Below are 16,972 nucleotides of genomic sequence, written 5' to 3' on the forward strand. Positions count from 1 at the left end.
CAGATGTGTATAAGAGACGGGTAGATTACCATAGGCTGAGGGGGCTCAAGGTGGGCGGCAGCAGCGAAGGGTAGCGTGGACAGCATCGGCGCCACCAAAAAGTTGAAAAGGACGCAGCATGCACAAGCTGAACGATACACAGGCGCGGCCTGATGCGCCGCAGCGGCAGGCACGCCAGCGCAAGATCGATGCATGGCTGCAGGTTGCAGCCAGCCTCAGCGAACAGATCGCTGCCGAATTACAGACTGCCACGGACCAGCTTCAGGGCAAAGGAATGGCAGACCTGCAGCGCGCGACGGTACTGGCGCAACGCTTGGCAAGGAATAGTAAGGCCATGCACGATACTCTCGGGACACTGTTTGACAGGAGTGAAAAAAGCGAGGAGCATGGAATCAAAAGCACGGAGGATTGCACCATGGACGAGCAGCTCAACGCACTCGCAAAAGACATGGCTGGTGTAAAAGCGGATATTGCCGTTCTCAAGGCGGATGTCGGCAACTTGAAACTGGACTTGGCAGTGGTGCGCTCCAATTATGCGACCAAATCCGATGTGGCTGAGGCGAAGTCGGCTGTCATTCTGTCGTGTGTGGGAACGATAATTGCTATGTCGGGCGTGGCGTTTGCTGTGGCTAGGCTGGTGCACTAGCTTGTTGCGTTAGTGGCGGCGCTAGTTATTAGAACTTGAATGGAGGAAAAAACGCCTTGCGCTGCGCGCTTTGGGCGATTTTTTCTACCTGGACTTTGAGCTGGTGGCTTTTTGACCTTGCGGGAATAAAAAAAGCTCCCTTGCGGGAGCTTCTCTTATGTATTCTGGCGGAGAGGGTGGGATTCGAACCCACGGTACGATTTAACGTACGCTTGATTTCGAGTCAAGTACATTCGACCACTCTGCCACCTCTCCGTTTACTGCGGTCTATTCATTCAAACTGGCGCGCCGGTTTGAACGAGGCGCTATTTTAGCATGGGTGTTGTTGGGTTGGGTAGGGGGTTTATTGCTAATCTTGCTTTTGAAAAGCAAAAACCATTTGGGCGATTCGGGGAGGCTCGCGCGCGTGGATTCCCGTCTTTGAATTTGCTGCCTTGGCGCACGCGTAAAAACCAATTTGGCAATTCGGAGAGCCCCGCGCAAATATGCGCGGGGCTTCGAATCCCACGCGCAAGGCGCGCAGGCGCCTTGCTCCTTTCCGCCGCCACAAATAAAAAAAGCCCCCTTGCGGGAGCTTTCTCTATTTGTTCTGGCGGAGAGGGTGGGATTCGAACCCACGGTACGATTTAACGTACGCTTGATTTCGAGTCAAGTACATTCGACCACTCTGCCACCTCTCCATTTGCTGCGGTCTCTCCCGCATTGCTGCGAGAAGGCAAGATTATAGCAGCCCGCGGCGAAAAGAAAAGGACTATTTTAAGCCGTCAGATGCGTCAGGCCCCCCATGTACGGGCGCAGCACTGGCGGGATCTCGACGCTGCCGTCTGCCTGCTGGTAGTTTTCCAGCACGGCGACCAAGGTGCGGCCCACTGCCAGGCCGGAGCCGTTCAGGGTGTGCGCCAGTTCCGGCTTGCCGGCGGCGTTGCGGAAACGCGCCTGCATGCGGCGGGCCTGGAAGGCTTCGCAGTTCGACAGGGACGAGATTTCGCGGTAAGTATTTTGCGCCGGCAACCACACTTCCAGGTCGAAGGTCTTGGTGGCGCCGAAACCCATGTCGCCCGTGCACAGCGACATCACGCGGTATGGCAGGCCCAGGCGTTGCAGGATGGCTTCCGCATGGCCGACCATGTCATCGAGCACCTGGTACGACGTGTCCGGATGCACCACTTGCACCATTTCCACCTTGTCGAACTGGTGCTGGCGGATCATGCCGCGCGTGTCGCGGCCATAGCTGCCAGCTTCCGAACGGAAGCATGGCGTGTGGGCCGTCATCTTCAGGGGCAATTGGTCGAGCGCCAGGATTTCATCGCGCGCGATATTCGTCAGCGACACTTCCGAGGTCGGGATCAGGTAGAAGGTCTCGCCCTCGCCTTCCGCGCCGCCTTTTTTCACCGAGAACAGATCGGCTTCAAATTTCGGCAGCTGGCCCGTACCGCGCAGCGAATCGGCGTTGACCATGTACGGCGTATAGCATTCCGTGTAGCCATGCTCGTCCACGTGGGTGTTGAGCATGAATTGCGCCAGTGCGCGGTGCAGGCGGGCGATGCCGCCTTTCATGACGGAGAAGCGCGAACCGGTCAGCTTGGTGGCCACTTCGAAATCGAGGCCCAGCGGGGCGCCCACGTCGACGTGATCCTTGACTTCAAAGTCAAACGTGCGTGGCGTGCCGACCTTGCGCACTTCCACGTTGCCCGACTCGTCCGTACCCAGGGGCGACGATTCATGCGGCAAGTTCGGCACGGCCATGATGAAATCGCTCAGCTTGGCTTGCACGACGCTCAGGGCCGCTTCATCGGCTTTCAGCTCATCGCCCAGGCCGGCCACTTGTGCCATCACGGCCGAGGTGTCTTCCCCCTTGCCTTTCAACATGCCGATTTGCTTGGACAGCGCATTGCGCTTGCCCTGCAGCTCTTCGGTGCGCGTCTGGATCGCCTTGCGTTCGGCTTCGAGGGCGGTAAAACCTGCCACGTCGAGCTGGAATTTGCGCGTCGCCAGGCGTTCTGCGACGTTGGCGATGTCTTTACGGAGAAGTTGGATATCTATCATGGGTGGATGGCGGTGCCGATGTATCGAAAGCACTCATTGTACCAAGACCCTGTTCACTTCGATGAGTTTTGCGCAAGGTCAACCATCGTCATGGCAGCCTGGCTGGGCACTCGCGCCCGCTTTACAACCGGTGTTCAGATAAAGGCGGCTTTTTCGGCAGCGGTCAGGCGGCGGGCGCTGACGGTAACGACAGGCATCGTGCTGTCGGCAGCCTGGGCGACCACGGTGCTGCTGGCGCTCACTTCCACGGTATTCGCGCCGGCGGTGGCGAAGCTGGCGCCGATGGCGATGATGGCGGCGGCGACAAAGGTGATTTCCATGTTTTTCAGTGCGTTCATGATGTTACTCCTGGTTAGTTTGTTTCGTTGACTGCTGCTGGTATGGTGGTACTTTAGCCAACGGCCACGAACAACGCCACCGGCTTGCGACCAGCAGCGAAAAACAGGGAGCGAACGGTGAAAAACGGGGACTGAAGCGCAAAGAATAGTTACAAGGCGTCCTTGACGAGACGACCGAGGCGGCCAATCGCCTGCTCGATGCGCGGCGTCCACGCATTGCCGCAATTGAGGCGCAGATAATTGCTGAACTTGCCCGAGGCCGAGAACAGCTGGCCCGGCATGTACGCCACGCCGTCCGCGATAGCCTTGCCATGCAGGGCCAGCGCATCGACTTGCGGCGGCATCTGCACCCACAGCACGAAACCGCCCTGCGGCTCGGACAGCATGCACTCAAGCGGAAAACTGGCCGCCACGGCATCGGACATGCGCGCGATGCGCTGCACCAGGGTGCGCCGCATCTTGCGCAATTGCTGGTCGTAGCTGCTGCCATCCAGAAAATCGGCCAGCACGGCCTGGAAGAAATGGCTGGTGGCGCCGCTCGACACGGTTTTCAGCAAGGCCACTTCCTGCGCGAAACGCCCGGCCAGCACGTAACCGACACGCGAGGCGGGCGTGATGGCCTTGGAAAACGAGGAGCACAGCAAAACGTTGCCGCTCGTGTCGTAGGCTTTCACGGGCCACGGCCGCTGCGGAGCAAAGCACAGGTCTCCATAGACATCGTCTTCCACCAATGGAATATTGAATTCAGACAGCAGCCCCGCCAGCCGCTTCTTGTTTTCTTCCGGCATGACGCAACCCAAAGGATTATTTGCGTTCGGCACGAACAGGCACGCCTGCACGAGGCCCGCGCGCAAGGCCAGTTCCAGCGCGTCGAGCGACGGCCCCGTCTTCGGGTCGGTGGGAATTTCCAGCGCCTTCATGCCCTGGCTTTCGATCATTTGCAGCAGCACGAAATACGTGGCCGACTCGATGGCGATGGTGTCGCCCGGCTTGGCGACGGCGCGCAAACACAGGCTGATCGCTTCCGTGCAGGAATTCGTCACGACGATCTCGTGCGGGTCCAGCTTGCCCCAATCCAGCGCGCGGCGCGTAACCTGGCGCAGAAAATTGCCTTCGCTGACGTCGTAGCAGCTGACCTTGCTCAGTAACGCGGGCTCGCGCCGCGCCACGGCGCTGATGGTGCGCTGCATGCGCTTGATCGGCAGGATCTCGTCGGGCGGCCAGGCCGTGCCCAGCTGCACGATATTCGCCGTCTCGTTGTCCTTCAGCACGCGCATCAACAGATTGTTGATGCCGACAAAGGCCGGCTCCTTCAAGTGCTGGGCGTCCGCGCTGCACGGGCGGCGCGGCGCGCGGTGGCGCACGAAATAGCCGGACTGGGGCCGCGCATCGACTTGCCCCCGGTCTTCCATCAGGCGCAAGGCTTGCATCACGGTGCTGATCGAGATCCGCTTTTGCTGCGCCAGGTGACGAATCGACGGCAAGCGGTCGCCGGGCGCAAACACGCGCGAGTCGATCAGGGCGCCCAGCTCGTTGGCCAGGTGCTCGTACAGATTCAAATGCGCGCTCATGTTCATCCCTTCAGTATGCGGCTGCCGCGCGCGGCACGCACAGATACAGTTGCCGAGTTTTTTGATAAGCACAGTCTACGACGAAATGTACTGTATTCATCACAATTTCGTTTTCCTGCATCTGTCATGGTTCGTCGCAAGCGCCTAAGCTGTTCCTGTCAGCACAACAGGAGCGATGCCATGCATACCGACCACGAATTACGCAGCGAACGGCCCTTGCGCCTGGAAAAAGCGCACGCCAGGGTCATCGAATGCCTGTCCGGCACGGCGTGGATCACGGCCTACGCCCAGTTCGAGGATTGCGTGCTGCGCAGCGGCGAACGCTATACGATACCGAATGACGGCCTGGTGCTGGTCGAAGCCGTAGGCAGCGGACACATCCGCGTGCATGGCACAACCACACCCCGGCCCACCCTGCTGCGCTGGCTGCACCTGGCACTGCCTCACACACTGAATACAAGGAATACATGATTCAAGAACCACTGCGCGTCCTCGTCACGGGCGCCGCCGGCATCATCGGCACCGCTTTCTGGAAGCGCCGGCACGGGGAATTCTCCCTGCGCCTGGCCGACCTGCACACAGGCAAGCTGGCCGAAGCGCCCTGCCCATCCATCGAGCTCGACGTCAGCGACTATGCGGCCTGCCTGGCCGCCTGTGCCGATATCGATGTGGTGCTGCACCTGGCCGGCGTGCCGCACGCCAGCGCCGATTTCGATGCGCAACTGCTGCAGCCGAACATTGTCGGCACGCACAACATCTTCCGCGCGGCGCAGGCGCAGGGCGTGCAAAGAGTGGTGTTTGCCAGCAGCGCGCAAGCCATCGAAGGATATCCGCTGGACGTGCAAGTGCAGGAAAACATGCCGGCCCGTCCAGCGAACATGTATGGCGCCAGCAAGGCCTTCGGTGAAGGCGTCGCTTCCGCGTTCGCGCACCAGCATGGCATGACGGCGATCGCCGTGCGCATCGCCAACGTGGCCAACTTTGCGCCAGGCCAGGAGCACAGCGCGCGCGACATCGCCGCCTTCATCAGCGAACGGGACGTGGTGCAGTTGCTGGCCCGCTGCATCGTGGCGGATGTACCGGCCGGCTACCACGTCGTGCATGGCGTGTCGGACAACCGCTACAAGCGGCTAGCCATCGAAGCAACGCGCCGGCTGGTGGGCTACGCGCCGCAGGATGACGGTTTTAGCTTGCTGGGACTGTAGCCTCAGCCCTTCCCTGCTTTCCTGTCCAGCTCGCGGAGCCAGGCCAGCTTGTCGGCAATTTTACTTTCCAGGCCGCGCGGCACGGGCTGGTACCAGCCCGGTTCGGCCATGCCGTCCGGGAAGTAGGTTTCACCGGCCGCATACGCATCGGGTTCGTCGTGCGCGTAGCGATAGGCGTGGCCGTAGCCCAGTTCCTTCATCAGCTTCGTCGGCGCATTGCGCAAGTGCACGGGCACTTCCTTCGACTTGTCCTTCTTGACAAACGCCATGGCCGTATTGAAGGCGTTATAGCCGGCATTGCTTTTCGCGGCGATCGCCAGGTAGATGACGGCCTGGCCCAGCGCCAGCTCGCCTTCGGGCGAACCGAGCCGCTCATACGTTTCCGCAGCGTCGTTGACCATGGTCAAGGCACGGGGGTCGGCCAGGCCGATGTCTTCCCAGGCCATGCGCACGATGCGCCGCGACAAATAACGGGGGTCGGCGCCGCCGTCGATCATGCGGCAAAACCAGTACAGGGCCGCGTCCGGGTTCGAGCCGCGCACGGATTTATGCAGGGCGGAAATCTGGTCATAGAAATTGTCGCCGCCCTTGTCGAAGCGGCGCGAATTCAAGGTGAGCGCATTGTCGACGAAGGCCGCGTCGATTTTGGTCGTGCCCGTCGAGCTGGCGGCCGTCTCGGCCTGTTCCAGCAAATTCAGGAAGCGGCGCGCATCGCCGTCCGCGTAGCCGATCAGGGTATCGGCGGCCGCCTCGTCAAAGGTCAGGTGCGTCAGGGCCGTGGACTGCGCCTTGGCCAGCAACTGCTTCATCTCGTCTTCGTTGAGCGACTTTAATACATACACTTGCGCGCGCGACAGCAGCGCCGAGTTCACTTCGAAACTGGGGTTTTCCGTCGTCGCGCCGATGAAGGTCACCAGGCCCGATTCGACGAAGGGCAGCAAGGCGTCCTGCTGCGATTTATTAAACCTGTGGATCTCGTCGACAAATAATAAAGTGTGCTTGCCGAACTGGTCCAGGCTGTGGCGGGCCTGGTCCATGGCTGCGCGGATATCTTTTACACCCGCAAACACGGCGGACAAGGCGATGAATTCGCTGTCGAACGCGTTCGCCATCAGCCGTGCCAGAGTCGTCTTGCCCACGCCGGGCGGCCCCCACAAGATCATCGAGTGTGCCTTGCCCGCCTCGAACGCGAGGCGCAGCGGCTTGCCCACGCCCAGCAGATGCGTTTGGCCGATGACTTCGTTCAGGGTGGCTGGCCGCAAGGCTTCGGCCAGCGGCTGGCGTGGTGCGGTGGAAAAGAGATCCGCCATAATGAGTTACCTAATAAGAATGCAAAAGCCCCGCATTGCTGCGAGGCTGGCTCATACGCAAGGCGCGACAGTCTTAATTATTAATGACGTCGGCACCCTTGGGCATGACAAATTTAAAGTGATTAGCCGAAAGCGCCGGATTTTTCTGGAAATTCTTGAACGCCAGCACCGACGTCTGACCGAACGAATCGCGCAATTCCATCGCTTCCGGCACGCCATTGCGCAGGCCGATGGTGATTTCGTCAAACGTTGTGTCCTTGGCTTTCGGCGTCGCTTTCAGCCATTCCAGGCCATCGCGCGTGCCCGCTTCAGCCAGGGTGAAATTCTTTTCCAGGTCGTTGCTGCCGAACAAGATGGCCGCTGGCGAGGAACCGAGCGCGTCGCCCAGTTTCTTGACCGTTACCTGGCTCAAGTCCTTGTCATAGATATACAGCTTGTCGCCATCCGCTTGCAGCAGCTGCTCGTACGGTTTCAGATACGTCCAGATGAACTTGCCTGGACGGGCAAACTCGAACGTGCCACTGGCCGGTGTCGACACTTTCGACTTGCCGCTGGCGTCCGCCTTCTTGACCTGGCGCTGCACGAACTCGCCCTTGGCCGACTTGGTGCCGGCCGCAAAGCTCTTGAACTGTTCCAACGCGCTGGCCGAGGCACTGGCCGCGAACAGCAGGCCGCAGGCAACGCTGGCCGCGCCGATCATCATTTTTGCTGCGAAAGTATTGCTTTTCATTCTTTACCCTTGTTCGGCACTTGCCGCCGGCACCAGGATTTCCCGGTTGCCATTGGATTGCATGGTTGATACCACCCCGCTCTGCTCCATCTGCTCGAGCAGACGGGCGGCGCGGTTGTAGCCGATGCGCAAATGGCGCTGCACCAGCGAAATCGAGGCGCGGCGGTTTTTCAGCACCACCGCCACCGCCTGGTCATACAGGGCATCGGCCTCGCCGCCGCCCTCGCCCGGCGCGCCGCCTTCGGCGCCGTCGCCTTCCAGGGTGCCGCCTTCGAGGATGCCCTCGATGTAATTCGGTTCGCCCTGCAGCTTCAGATGGCTGACAACGCGGTGGACTTCTTCATCGGACACGAACGCGCCGTGCACGCGCATCGGCAAACCGGTGCCGGGCGGCATGTACAGCATGTCGCCCATGCCCAGCAGGGTTTCCGCGCCCATCTGGTCGAGAATGGTGCGCGAGTCGATCTTCGACGATACCTGGAAAGCAATACGCGTCGGGATGTTCGCCTTGATCAAGCCCGTGATCACGTCTACAGATGGGCGCTGCGTGGCCAGAATCAAGTGCAAGCCGGCGGCGCGCGCCTTTTGCGCGATACGCGCGATCAATTCCTCGACTTTTTTGCCCACTACCATCATCAAATCGGCCAGTTCGTCGATGATGATGACGATGGTCGGCAGTTTTTCCAGCGGCTCCGGCGAGTCCGGTGTCAGGCTGAACGGATTCGGGATGTGTTCTTCGCGCTTTTTCGCGTCAGCAATTTTTGCGTTATAGCCGGCCAGGTTACGCACGCCCATCTTGCTCATCAGCTTGTAGCGGCGCTCCATCTCGTTTACGGCCCAGTTCAGCGCGTGGCCGGCCTGGCGCATGTCGGTGACGACGGGCGCCAGCAAGTGCGGAATGCCTTCGTAGACAGACATTTCCAGCATCTTCGGATCGATCAAAATCAGCCGCACATCGAGCGGGTCGGATTTGTACAGCAACGACAGGATCGTCGCATTGATGCCGACCGATTTACCGGAACCGGTGGTACCGGCCACCAGCAAATGGGGCATCTTGGCCAGATCCGCCACGACGGGCTTGCCGGCGATATCCTTGCCCAGCGCAATCGTCAGGCTCGATACGCCATCGTTGTAGACCTTGGAGCCAAGGATTTCCGTCAGGCGCACGATCTGGCGCTTGCTATTCGGCAATTCCAGCGCCATGTAATTCTTGCCGGGAATGGTTTCCACTACACGGATGGAAGTAAGCGACAGCGAACGGGCCAGGTCGCGCGCCAGGCCGACGATCTGGCTGCCCTTGACGCCCGTGGCCGGCTCGATTTCATAGCGCGTCACCACAGGGCCGGGGTAAGCGGCCACTACCTTGGCATCCACGCCAAAGTCCGACAATTTCTTTTCGATCAGGCGGCTCGTGAATTCCAGGGTTTCCACGGAAACCGTTTCCACCACGGGTGGCGCTTCATCGAGCAAGGACAGCGGCGGCAGCTTGCCGTCGCCGGGGGTTTCAAACAGATGCGCCTGGCGTTCCTTCTCCACGCGCTCCGATTTCACCACGGTCACCACCTGCGGCTCGATCTTCACGGGCGGCGCGGCCACGTGTTTCTCCACGTGCTTGGCCCGTTCGATGACCACCACCTCGTCGCGGCGCACGGCAGCCACTTCGCCCTGGCGGCGGTCTTCGCGGTCCTGGTAGCGCAGCACGAACCAGTTGAAGGCATCTTCGATGGCGCCGCCAATGCGTTCGGCCACTTGCAGCCACGATACGTGGAAGAACAGGGAAAAGCCCAGGCCGAACAGCAGCAACAGCAGCAAGGTCGCGCCAGTGAAACCGAAGGCCACGTGGGCCGAGTGCCCCACCAGCTGGCCCAGCACGCCACCGGGATCGCGCGGCAGCTGCACGTGCAGGCTCTTCGCCATGCGCAGGTATTCGAGTCCCATGCTGCCGATCAGCATGATGGAGAAGCCGACGATGCGGATCAGCATCTCGACGTGGTGCTCGCGCTCCACCTCTTCCTCTTCCAGCAGGAAGCGCTTGCTCAGGCGGCGATAGCCATGCCACACCGTGCGCAGCAGCCACACGCACCACCACCAGGCGGAAAAGCCGAAGATATACAGCAACAGATCGGAGAAGGTCGCACCGAGCTTGCCGCCCAGGTTGGCGACCTTGTCGACGTTGGTGGCATGCGACCAGCCCGGGTCGAGCTTGTTGAAGCTGGCCAGTATCAGCACGAAATACAGGGCAAACGCGGCCAGCGCGAACCAGCGCGCCTCGGACAGCAGCCGCACCAGCCGGTTGGGCAGGGGCCGGCGTTCGACCGGTTTTCGGGTGTAGCTATTTTGATTGGCCTGGGCTGGTTTAGTCATTCTGGGAAGCGCTGCAAGGTGAAAAATGTTTCTGAAAGGGAATTTCCCATAATAAGGAAGTATTCTAAGCCATATATGCCCCGGACGGCCCCACGATTCGTCGCTACAGGCGGCTTGGTCTATAATCGTGGATTGTTTGCGCAAGCGCAATACGCCCTTGTTCTTCGCGCGTATGCCCCCAATTCGGATAGACCCCACTCATAGAGAAGCCTCCCATGACCACTACCAAACACGCCCGCGTTTTGATCCTCGGCTCCGGCCCAGCCGGCTACAGCGCCGCCGTCTACGCCGCCCGCGCCAACCTGAACCCGATGCTGGTCACCGGCGTGGAACAAGGCGGTCAATTGATGACCACCACCGACGTGGAAAACTGGCCAGGCGATCCAATGGGCGTGCAAGGTCCGGACCTGATGCAGCGCTTGCTGCAACACGCCGAGCGTTTCAATACGGAAATCGTGTTTGACCACATCCATACCACCTTCCTGAATGAAAAACCGATCCGCCTCAAGGGCGACAGCCACGAATACACGTGCGACACCTTGATCATCGCCACGGGCGCGTCCGCGCAATACCTGGGCCTGCCATCGGAAGCGGAATTCATGGGCAAGGGCGTGTCCGCCTGCGCCACCTGCGATGGCTTCTTCTACCGCAACCAGGAAGTGGCCGTTGTCGGCGGCGGCAACACGGCCGTCGAAGAAGCGCTGTACCTGTCGAACATCGCCAATAAAGTCACGCTGATCCACCGCCGCGACAAGTTCCGCGCGGAAGCGATCCTGATCGACCGCCTGAACGCCAAGGTTGCCGAGGGCAAGATTGTGTTGAAATATAACCACACTCTGGATGAAGTGACAGGCAACGAAGGCGGCGTGACGGGTCTGAACATCAAGTCCACCATCGATGGCAAGGTTGAAGCGCTCTCCGTGCACGGCGTGTTCATCGCCATCGGCCACAAGCCGAACACGGGCATCTTCGAAGGCCAGCTGGAAATGCACAACGGCTACATCAAGACCAAAACGGGCCTGGAAGGCATGGCCACCGCCACCAGCGCACCGGGCGTGTTTGCCGCCGGCGACGTGCAAGACCATATCTACCGCCAGGCCATCACCAGCGCCGGCACGGGTTGCATGGCAGCACTGGACGCCCAGCGCTACCTGGAAGGCCAGGAGTAAGCGTCGCATGGCGTCGATGAAAGACTTTGCCGACCTGAAAGCGGTCAGCAAGCAGCTCAAGGAGCAGGCGGATGCGCGCGCGCAAGCCGCGGCTGAGCGCGCGCAGCAGGTCAAGGTGCAGGCCGTGGAGAGCAATCTGTTCAAGGCCAGCATCGGCGGCGTCAAGCGCCTGCCCGAGTCGGACCGCTACGTGCCCAGCTTGCCCAAGGCGGGCGCCATGGCGGCCCAGCAGCCGGCGCGCAAGTTGTCTCCGGAAGAGGACGATGCTGCCGTGTTGCGCGAATCGCTGTCGGACTTGTTTGAAGTCGACCATTACCTGGAAAACGATCCGGCCCTGAACTACGCCCGTCCCGGCGTGGGACCGGACGTGGTCAAGAAGATGCGCAAGGGCCACTGGCCTATCCAGGATGAGCTGGACTTGCACGGCTTGCGCCGTGACGAGGCGCGCGACGGCATCGGCGCCTTTTTAAACCAGGCGACGCGGCGCAAGCTGCGCTGCGTGCGCGTGATCCACGGCAAGGGTTTTGGCTCGAAAGGCCAGGAACCGGTCTTGAAATCGATGGTACACAGCTGGCTCGTGCAAAAAGATGAAGTCATCGCCTTTTGCCAGGCGCGCCGCTCCGAAGGAGGCGATGGCGCCCTCGTCGTTTTACTTTCCGCAGCGCTGCAGCCCATCCGTTAGCCTTGACAGCAAGATCACAATTCAATAACAAGTTCCGCACTGCACACGGCCCCGTTTGTCACCATTCGGGGCCGTGTCATGTTAACCTGTGACAATTATTTCCTGCTCAAGCGCTCCGCCCATGATGCCACCCCAATTGCCGCCTGGCTCGCTGATCAAGATCATTGAGGTCATCGCCATCCTGGTGGGCGCGTTTTCCGGCTTCATCGAAGCGCGCCGCAAGCGCATGGACCTGGTCGGCGTGTTCGTCGTGGCGTTCATCACGGCATTCGGCGGCGGCACCCTGCGCGACATCCTGCTCGACAAGCGCCCCCTGTTCTGGGTTTCGCACCAGGAATACGCGATCCTCATCTTCGTGCTGGCCCTAACGGCCGCGCCCTTGATCCAGCATTTGCGGCAAATCGTCTCGGAACGCCTGATCGTCATCGCGGACGCCATCGGCCTGGGCATGTTCGCCATCGCGGGCGTGGCTGAAGCCATGCGCGCCGGCATGCCGATCTTCATCGCCTCGATGATGGGGGTGATTACGGGGATTTTTGGCGGCGTGATGCGCGACATCGTCTGCAACGAAGTGCCGATGGTGTTTCGCGACGGCAAACCATATGCGATCTGCGCCTTCTTCGGCTGCTGGGCTTATTTATTGCAGATGCACTTCGGCGCCGAGCACGACTTCGCGCTGTGGACCAGCGCCAGCGGCATCACGATTCTGCGCCTGATCTGCTGGAAATTCGACATGCGCCTGGGACGCTGAAGGTCAGCGGCCCAGGCTGAAACACTTACACGGCGTCGGGGCCAGTCTCGCCCGTACGGATGCGGATGACTTGCTCCACATCGCGCACGAAGATCTTGCCGTCGCCGATCTTGCCCGTGCGGGCCGCCTTGATGATGGCGTCGACCACCAGTTCCGACACGCTGTCGTCCACCACCACTTCGACTTTGACTTTCGGCAAGAAGTCGACCACGTACTCGGCGCCACGGTACAGCTCGGTATGGCCCTTCTGGCGGCCAAAGCCCTTCACTTCCGTCACGGTCAAGCCCGTCACGTTCACGTCGGCCAGGGCTTCGCGTACTTCGTCGAGCTTGAATGGTTTGATGATGGCGGTAATCTGTTTCATGGCTACTCCTTAAAATTGTTGGATTGTGGACAGATGGCTGCTTATTCGTAGAACTTCGACGTAATCGGGTAGCGCCAGTCGCGACCGAAGCCACGGTGTGTGACGCGGATGCCCACCGGCGACTGACGCCGCTTGTATTCATTGATCTTGATCAGGCGCGTGACCCGGGCCACATCGGCCGGCGGGTAGCCAGCCTCGATAATCTCGGCGATCGGCCGGTTTTCTTCCATGTACAGCTGCATGATGCCGTCGAGTACGTCATATGGCGGCAAGGAATCCTGATCCAGCTGGTCGGCGCGCAATTCGGCCGACGGTCCGCGCGTCAGGATGCGCTCGGGAATCACGTCCGACACGCTGTTGCGCCATGTGCACAAGCGGTACACGAGGGTCTTGGCGATATCCTTGATCACGGCAAAGCCACCCGCCATGTCGCCGTACAGGGTGCAATAGCCGACCGCCATCTCGCTCTTGTTGCCCGTCGTCAAGACGATACTGCCATGCTTGTTCGACAGGGCCATCAGCAGGGTGCCGCGGATGCGCGCCTGGATATTCTCTTCCGTCGCGTCTTCCGCCAGTCCGGCGAACTCGTCAGCCAAGGTGGCACGGAAAGCGTCAAAGGTTTGCTTGATCGGAATTTCATCGTAGCGCACATTGAGGCGTTTTACCATGTCGCGTGAATCGATCCATGAGATATCTGCCGTAAATTGCGATGGCATCATCACGGCGCGCACCTTGTCGGCGCCCAGCGCATCGACGGCGATGGCCAGGGTCAGGGCGGAATCGACGCCGCCGGACATGCCGATCAGCACGCCAGGGAAACCATTCTTGCCGATATAGTCGCGCACGCCCAGCACCAGCGCCTGGTACACCTGCGCTTCGGTGGTCAATGGCGTGGCCAGCGGCTGCGGCACGGGCGAGGCGCCGTCGAAGTCGACCAGTTGCAAGTCTTCCTCGAAGTGACGCAACTGGGCGCAAATCGTGCCGGCCGCATCCATGACGAACGAGTCGCCATCGAAAATCAGTTCATCCTGGCCACCGACCAGGTTGGCATACACGAGCGCCATGCCTTGTGCGCTGACATTCTTGCGCATGGTTTCATAACGCAGATGCTGCTTGTTCATGTGGTACGGCGAGCCGTTCGGCACCAGCAGCACTTGCGCGCCGGCCGCGCGGGCGCGCATGGGCGCATGCTCGAACCACGTGTCTTCGCAGATATTGATGCCGAAACGCACGCCCTTCACGCCAAACACGAAAGCCTGGTCGGAGGACGTGAAGTAACGCTTTTCATCGAACACGGTCGTGTTCGGCAAGTCGTGCTTGCGGTAGGTACCCAGCACTTCACCGTTGAGCAGCACGGAGGCGGCGTTGTGGCGCACTCCCTTCTCGTCTTGCAGGGGCAAGCCCACCACCACGTGCAAATCCTTGAACTGGGCCAGGTCGGCAGCCAGTCCCGCAAACGCTTCCTGCGTTTTTGCGTAGAATGCATTGCGCAGCAATAAGTCCTCGGGTGGATAGCCGACCAGCGACAGTTCCGGCGTAAGCACGATATCGGCGCCCGCCTCGAACGCGCGGCGGGAAAGGTCGAAGATCTTGGCACGGTTGCCGGCCAGATCGCCGACCGTACTATTCATTTGAGCAATTGCGACTTTGACTGTCATGATGATGATGGATATTTTCGTTCTATTAAACAAGACAGGGGCGCACAGGCCGATGGTGGCGCCCCGAGAGTGATGAATGCACACTACAACAATGAATTATCGCACGGCTATCGTCACTACCCTGGCTGAAATTGGCGAAGCGGCCTGGTCTGAACTGCTGGCAAGCCAGGCGGACGCCACTCCCTTCCTTTCCTACGCCTTTTTGCACGCGCTGCACGAGTCCGGCTGCGCCAGCGCGGACACGGGTTGGCAGCCGAATTACCTGGTGCTGTGGCAAGGCGAGGTGCTGGCCGCCGCCCTGCCCCTGTACCTGAAAATGCACTCGTATGGCGAGTACGTGTTCGACTGGGCCTGGGCCGATGCATATCAGCAACATGGTCTCGAATATTACCCGAAACTGCTGTCCGCGATACCGTTTACGCCTGTGAGCGGCACGCGCTTGCTGGCCCGCGATGGCGAGGCGCGCGCCGCCCTGCTGGCCTTCCTGCAGGCCCAGCAACAAGCGGCCGACGTGTCGTCCTGCCACATCCTGTTCCCACCGGAAAGCGAAGCGCGCCAGCTGGCGCAAGCCGGCTACCTGATGCGTAGTGGCGTGCAGTTTCACTGGCTCAATCCCGGCTACACGGATTTCGAGCAATTCCTCGCCACCCTGGAACACAAGAAGCGCAAGAATATCCGCGCCGAGCGGCGCAAAGTGCGGGAAGCAGGCATCACCCTGCGCCAGGTACGCGGCATCGACGCCCTGGACGCCGACTGGCAGCTGTTCCACCGCTGCTACAGCAATACCTATGCGGAACACCGCTCCTCGCCCTATCTGTCGCTGGACTTCTTCCGGCGCATCGGCGCCAGCATGCCTGAAAACATTCTCCTGGTGATCGCCGAGCGCGAAGGCCTGGCCATTGCCGCCTCGCTGGTGATCCACACGGCAGACACTTTATATGGCCGCTACTGGGGCGCGCTCGAGCACGTGCCCTGCCTGCATTTCGAGACGGCCTACTACCAGCCGCTGGAATTCTGCATCGCCAACGGCATCGCCACCTTCGAGGGCGGCGCCCAAGGCGAACACAAGATGGCGCGCGGCTTCCTGCCGCAAAAGACGTGGTCGGCCCACTGGCTGGCGCACCCGGCCTTTGCGGACGCCGTGCAGCGCTTCCTCGAGCGCGAACGGGGCGGCATCGATGCCTACCTCGATGAATTGAACGAGCACAGCCCGTTTCGCGCATAAAAAAACGCTCCCGGCCATGACTGGCGGGGAGCGTTTTCTATTTTACTGCGTGTACTTAGGCTTTGGCGGCATCGGCCTTGAACGCGGCGACGCCGTTCAGGATTTCCTCCTTGGCCACTTCAGGACCATACCAGCCGTCGATCTTGACCCATTTGCCTTTTTCCAGATCCTTGTAGTGCTCAAAGAAATGCTGGATTTGGCGCAAACGCAGTTCGTTCAGATCTTCCGGCTTTTGCCAGTGGCTGTAGATCGACAGGACCTTGTCGACTGGCACGGCCAGCACTTTCGCGTCTTCGCCCGACTCGTCGGTCATTTTCAGCACGCCGATAGGACGGCAGCGCACAACCACGCCAGGGATCAGCGGGAACGGGGTGATGACCAGCACGTCAACCGGGTCGCCGTCCGGCGACAGGGTGTTCGGCACGTAGCCGTAGTTGCACGGGTAATGCATGGCGGTACCCATGAAGCGATCAACGAAGATCGCGCCGCTTTCCTTGTCGACTTCGTACTTGATCGGATCGGCATTCATCGGGATTTCGATGACGACGTTGAAATCGTTCGGCAGGTCGCGGCCGGAAGAGACGTTATTCAAACTCATGGGGTTCCTCATTAGCGGATGGTGTTTTAACCGCGCAATTATAGCGAAGTACAGGCAGCTTGTGCGATGCAGCAGCGGCCCGCCGGTGTTTTGCGCGTCCTGCCAGCAACAGTGCCATGCACGGCCCGCGGGCACGCGCAGCCTGCCCGCGAAAGAATAAACAGACCACTCAAAATAATAAGTAAAAACACTTAAGTAATACTACGCTTACGCCTGAATTAATACCTGGAATATCTTCGTATTTTCATTTCAATATCACCATGCGGCAGGCATGGTTATTATAAGCGGCATTGCATTTATTGCAGCCACTTATAA

Annotated in this window: 16 protein-coding genes and 2 tRNA genes; 7 read left to right on the forward strand and 11 right to left on the reverse strand. The window is 60.4% G+C overall.

The genetic code is table 11. The annotated features are described in order from the left end of the window. The first annotated feature begins 118 nt into the window (after nt 1-118). On the forward strand, nt 119-646 hold the full coding sequence (locus CSQ93_RS26075; RefSeq protein ID WP_099380544.1) for a hypothetical protein: 528 nt from the start codon (nt 119-121) through the stop codon (nt 644-646). A gap of 165 nt (nt 647-811) precedes the next feature. On the opposite strand, the gene CSQ93_RS26080 is transcribed toward CSQ93_RS26075, so the two are convergent. From CSQ93_RS26080 to CSQ93_RS26100, 5 genes are all read right to left on the reverse strand, one after another. After that, a tRNA-Ser gene (locus CSQ93_RS26080) sits at nt 812-901 on the reverse strand. 335 nt (nt 902-1,236) lie between these two features. Next, nucleotides 1,237-1,326, reverse strand: a tRNA-Ser gene (locus CSQ93_RS26085). A gap of 76 nt (nt 1,327-1,402) precedes the next feature. Further along, on the reverse strand, nt 1,403-2,692 hold the full coding sequence (gene serS / locus CSQ93_RS26090) for a serine--tRNA ligase (protein WP_099380545.1): 1,290 nt from the start codon (nt 2,690-2,692) through the stop codon (nt 1,403-1,405). A 134-nt stretch (nt 2,693-2,826) separates the two neighbouring features. Further along, the gene (locus CSQ93_RS26095) at nt 2,827-3,030 is read right to left on the reverse strand and encodes a hypothetical protein (RefSeq protein ID WP_099380546.1); all 204 of its coding nucleotides are present in this window, start codon (nt 3,028-3,030) and stop codon (nt 2,827-2,829) included. Nucleotides 3,031-3,179: 149 nt separating this feature from the next. Next, complete coding sequence (locus CSQ93_RS26100; protein ID WP_099380547.1) at nt 3,180-4,601, reverse strand: aminotransferase-like domain-containing protein; 1,422 nt, start codon at nt 4,599-4,601, stop codon at nt 3,180-3,182. A 180-nt stretch (nt 4,602-4,781) separates the two neighbouring features. Here CSQ93_RS26100 and CSQ93_RS29110 point away from each other — a divergent pair, with 180 nt between their 5' ends. Together CSQ93_RS29110 and CSQ93_RS26110 are read left to right on the forward strand one after the other, a co-directional pair. Beyond that, nucleotides 4,782-5,072: a DUF2917 domain-containing protein gene (locus CSQ93_RS29110; RefSeq protein WP_158301373.1), complete on the forward strand. Its 291-nt coding sequence runs from the start codon at nt 4,782-4,784 to the stop codon at nt 5,070-5,072. After that, nucleotides 5,069-5,806 (forward strand): NAD-dependent epimerase/dehydratase family protein, encoded by a 738-nt coding sequence (locus CSQ93_RS26110; RefSeq protein WP_099380549.1) that lies wholly within the window; start codon nt 5,069-5,071, stop codon nt 5,804-5,806. Before CSQ93_RS29110 ends, CSQ93_RS26110 begins: the two co-directional genes overlap by 4 nt. Before the next feature lie 2 nt (nt 5,807-5,808). Here CSQ93_RS26110 and CSQ93_RS26115 read toward each other — a convergent pair whose 3' ends face one another. The 3 genes from CSQ93_RS26115 to CSQ93_RS26125 all read right to left on the reverse strand — a co-directional run bounded on the left by CSQ93_RS26115 (nt 5,809) and on the right by CSQ93_RS26125 (nt 10,210). Beyond that, nucleotides 5,809-7,116, reverse strand: a complete 1,308-nt coding sequence (locus CSQ93_RS26115; RefSeq protein ID WP_070304040.1) for a replication-associated recombination protein A — start codon at nt 7,114-7,116, stop codon at nt 5,809-5,811. A gap of 73 nt (nt 7,117-7,189) precedes the next feature. Further along, nucleotides 7,190-7,819 (reverse strand): outer membrane lipoprotein chaperone LolA, encoded by a 630-nt coding sequence (gene lolA / locus CSQ93_RS26120; protein WP_233516360.1) that lies wholly within the window; start codon nt 7,817-7,819, stop codon nt 7,190-7,192. A 30-nt stretch (nt 7,820-7,849) separates the two neighbouring features. Beyond that, nucleotides 7,850-10,210, reverse strand: a complete 2,361-nt coding sequence (locus CSQ93_RS26125; protein ID WP_099380551.1) for a DNA translocase FtsK — start codon at nt 10,208-10,210, stop codon at nt 7,850-7,852. A gap of 215 nt (nt 10,211-10,425) precedes the next feature. Between CSQ93_RS26125 and trxB the strand changes: the two genes are divergently transcribed. The 3 genes from trxB to CSQ93_RS26140 all read left to right on the forward strand — a co-directional run bounded on the left by trxB (nt 10,426) and on the right by CSQ93_RS26140 (nt 12,812). Further along, the gene (trxB, locus tag CSQ93_RS26130) at nt 10,426-11,379 is read left to right on the forward strand and encodes a thioredoxin-disulfide reductase (RefSeq protein ID WP_034786153.1); all 954 of its coding nucleotides are present in this window, start codon (nt 10,426-10,428) and stop codon (nt 11,377-11,379) included. 7 nt (nt 11,380-11,386) lie between these two features. After that, nucleotides 11,387-12,061, forward strand: a complete 675-nt coding sequence (locus tag CSQ93_RS26135) for a Smr/MutS family protein (RefSeq protein ID WP_099380552.1) — start codon at nt 11,387-11,389, stop codon at nt 12,059-12,061. Between the two features lie 121 nt (nt 12,062-12,182). Next, complete coding sequence (locus CSQ93_RS26140; RefSeq protein ID WP_034786156.1) at nt 12,183-12,812, forward strand: trimeric intracellular cation channel family protein; 630 nt, start codon at nt 12,183-12,185, stop codon at nt 12,810-12,812. 25 nt (nt 12,813-12,837) lie between these two features. Here the strand turns inward: CSQ93_RS26140 and CSQ93_RS26145 are convergent, their stop codons facing one another. Both CSQ93_RS26145 and CSQ93_RS26150 read right to left on the reverse strand, forming a co-directional pair. Beyond that, nucleotides 12,838-13,176, reverse strand: coding sequence for a P-II family nitrogen regulator (locus CSQ93_RS26145; RefSeq protein WP_034758685.1), 339 nt, complete (start codon nt 13,174-13,176; stop codon nt 12,838-12,840). A 41-nt stretch (nt 13,177-13,217) separates the two neighbouring features. After that, complete coding sequence (locus CSQ93_RS26150; protein ID WP_099380553.1) at nt 13,218-14,834, reverse strand: NAD+ synthase; 1,617 nt, start codon at nt 14,832-14,834, stop codon at nt 13,218-13,220. 91 nt (nt 14,835-14,925) lie between these two features. Between CSQ93_RS26150 and CSQ93_RS26155 the strand changes: the two genes are divergently transcribed. Next, on the forward strand, nt 14,926-16,059 hold the full coding sequence (locus tag CSQ93_RS26155) for a GNAT family N-acetyltransferase (RefSeq protein WP_099380554.1): 1,134 nt from the start codon (nt 14,926-14,928) through the stop codon (nt 16,057-16,059). 55 nt (nt 16,060-16,114) lie between these two features. On the opposite strand, the gene ppa is transcribed toward CSQ93_RS26155, so the two are convergent. Then, nucleotides 16,115-16,657, reverse strand: a complete 543-nt coding sequence (ppa, locus tag CSQ93_RS26160; RefSeq protein WP_034758697.1) for an inorganic diphosphatase — start codon at nt 16,655-16,657, stop codon at nt 16,115-16,117. Nucleotides 16,658-16,972 lie beyond the last annotated feature (315 nt).

The sequence above is a fragment of the Janthinobacterium sp. BJB426 genome, from assembly GCF_002735705.1.
GTDB lineage: Bacteria > Pseudomonadota > Gammaproteobacteria > Burkholderiales > Burkholderiaceae_D > Janthinobacterium.

Bases quoted from the DNA above. Each gene is read 5' to 3' on its own strand.
- CSQ93_RS26115 (WP_070304040.1), bottom strand. From the start codon at position 7,116: ATGGCGGATCTCTTTTCCACCGCACCACGCCAGCCGCTGGCCGAAGCC.
- CSQ93_RS26110 (WP_099380549.1), top strand. From the start codon at position 5,069: ATGATTCAAGAACCACTGCGCGTCCTCGTCACGGGCGCCGCCGGCATC.
- CSQ93_RS26135 (WP_099380552.1), top strand. From the start codon at position 11,387: ATGGCGTCGATGAAAGACTTTGCCGACCTGAAAGCGGTCAGCAAGCAG.
- CSQ93_RS26155 (WP_099380554.1), top strand. From the start codon at position 14,926: ATGAATTATCGCACGGCTATCGTCACTACCCTGGCTGAAATTGGCGAA.
- lolA (WP_233516360.1), bottom strand. From the start codon at position 7,819: ATGATGATCGGCGCGGCCAGCGTTGCCTGCGGCCTGCTGTTCGCGGCC.
- CSQ93_RS26100 (WP_099380547.1), bottom strand. From the start codon at position 4,601: ATGAGCGCGCATTTGAATCTGTACGAGCACCTGGCCAACGAGCTGGGC.
- CSQ93_RS26140 (WP_034786156.1), top strand. From the start codon at position 12,183: ATGATGCCACCCCAATTGCCGCCTGGCTCGCTGATCAAGATCATTGAG.
- CSQ93_RS26095 (WP_099380546.1), bottom strand. From the start codon at position 3,030: ATGAACGCACTGAAAAACATGGAAATCACCTTTGTCGCCGCCGCCATC.
- CSQ93_RS26145 (WP_034758685.1), bottom strand. From the start codon at position 13,176: ATGAAACAGATTACCGCCATCATCAAACCATTCAAGCTCGACGAAGTA.
- CSQ93_RS29110 (WP_158301373.1), top strand. From the start codon at position 4,782: ATGCATACCGACCACGAATTACGCAGCGAACGGCCCTTGCGCCTGGAA.
- trxB (WP_034786153.1), top strand. From the start codon at position 10,426: ATGACCACTACCAAACACGCCCGCGTTTTGATCCTCGGCTCCGGCCCA.
- ppa (WP_034758697.1), bottom strand. From the start codon at position 16,657: ATGAGTTTGAATAACGTCTCTTCCGGCCGCGACCTGCCGAACGATTTC.
- CSQ93_RS26075 (WP_099380544.1), top strand. From the start codon at position 119: ATGCACAAGCTGAACGATACACAGGCGCGGCCTGATGCGCCGCAGCGG.
- CSQ93_RS26125 (WP_099380551.1), bottom strand. From the start codon at position 10,210: ATGACTAAACCAGCCCAGGCCAATCAAAATAGCTACACCCGAAAACCG.
- CSQ93_RS26150 (WP_099380553.1), bottom strand. From the start codon at position 14,834: ATGACAGTCAAAGTCGCAATTGCTCAAATGAATAGTACGGTCGGCGAT.
- serS (WP_099380545.1), bottom strand. From the start codon at position 2,692: ATGATAGATATCCAACTTCTCCGTAAAGACATCGCCAACGTCGCAGAA.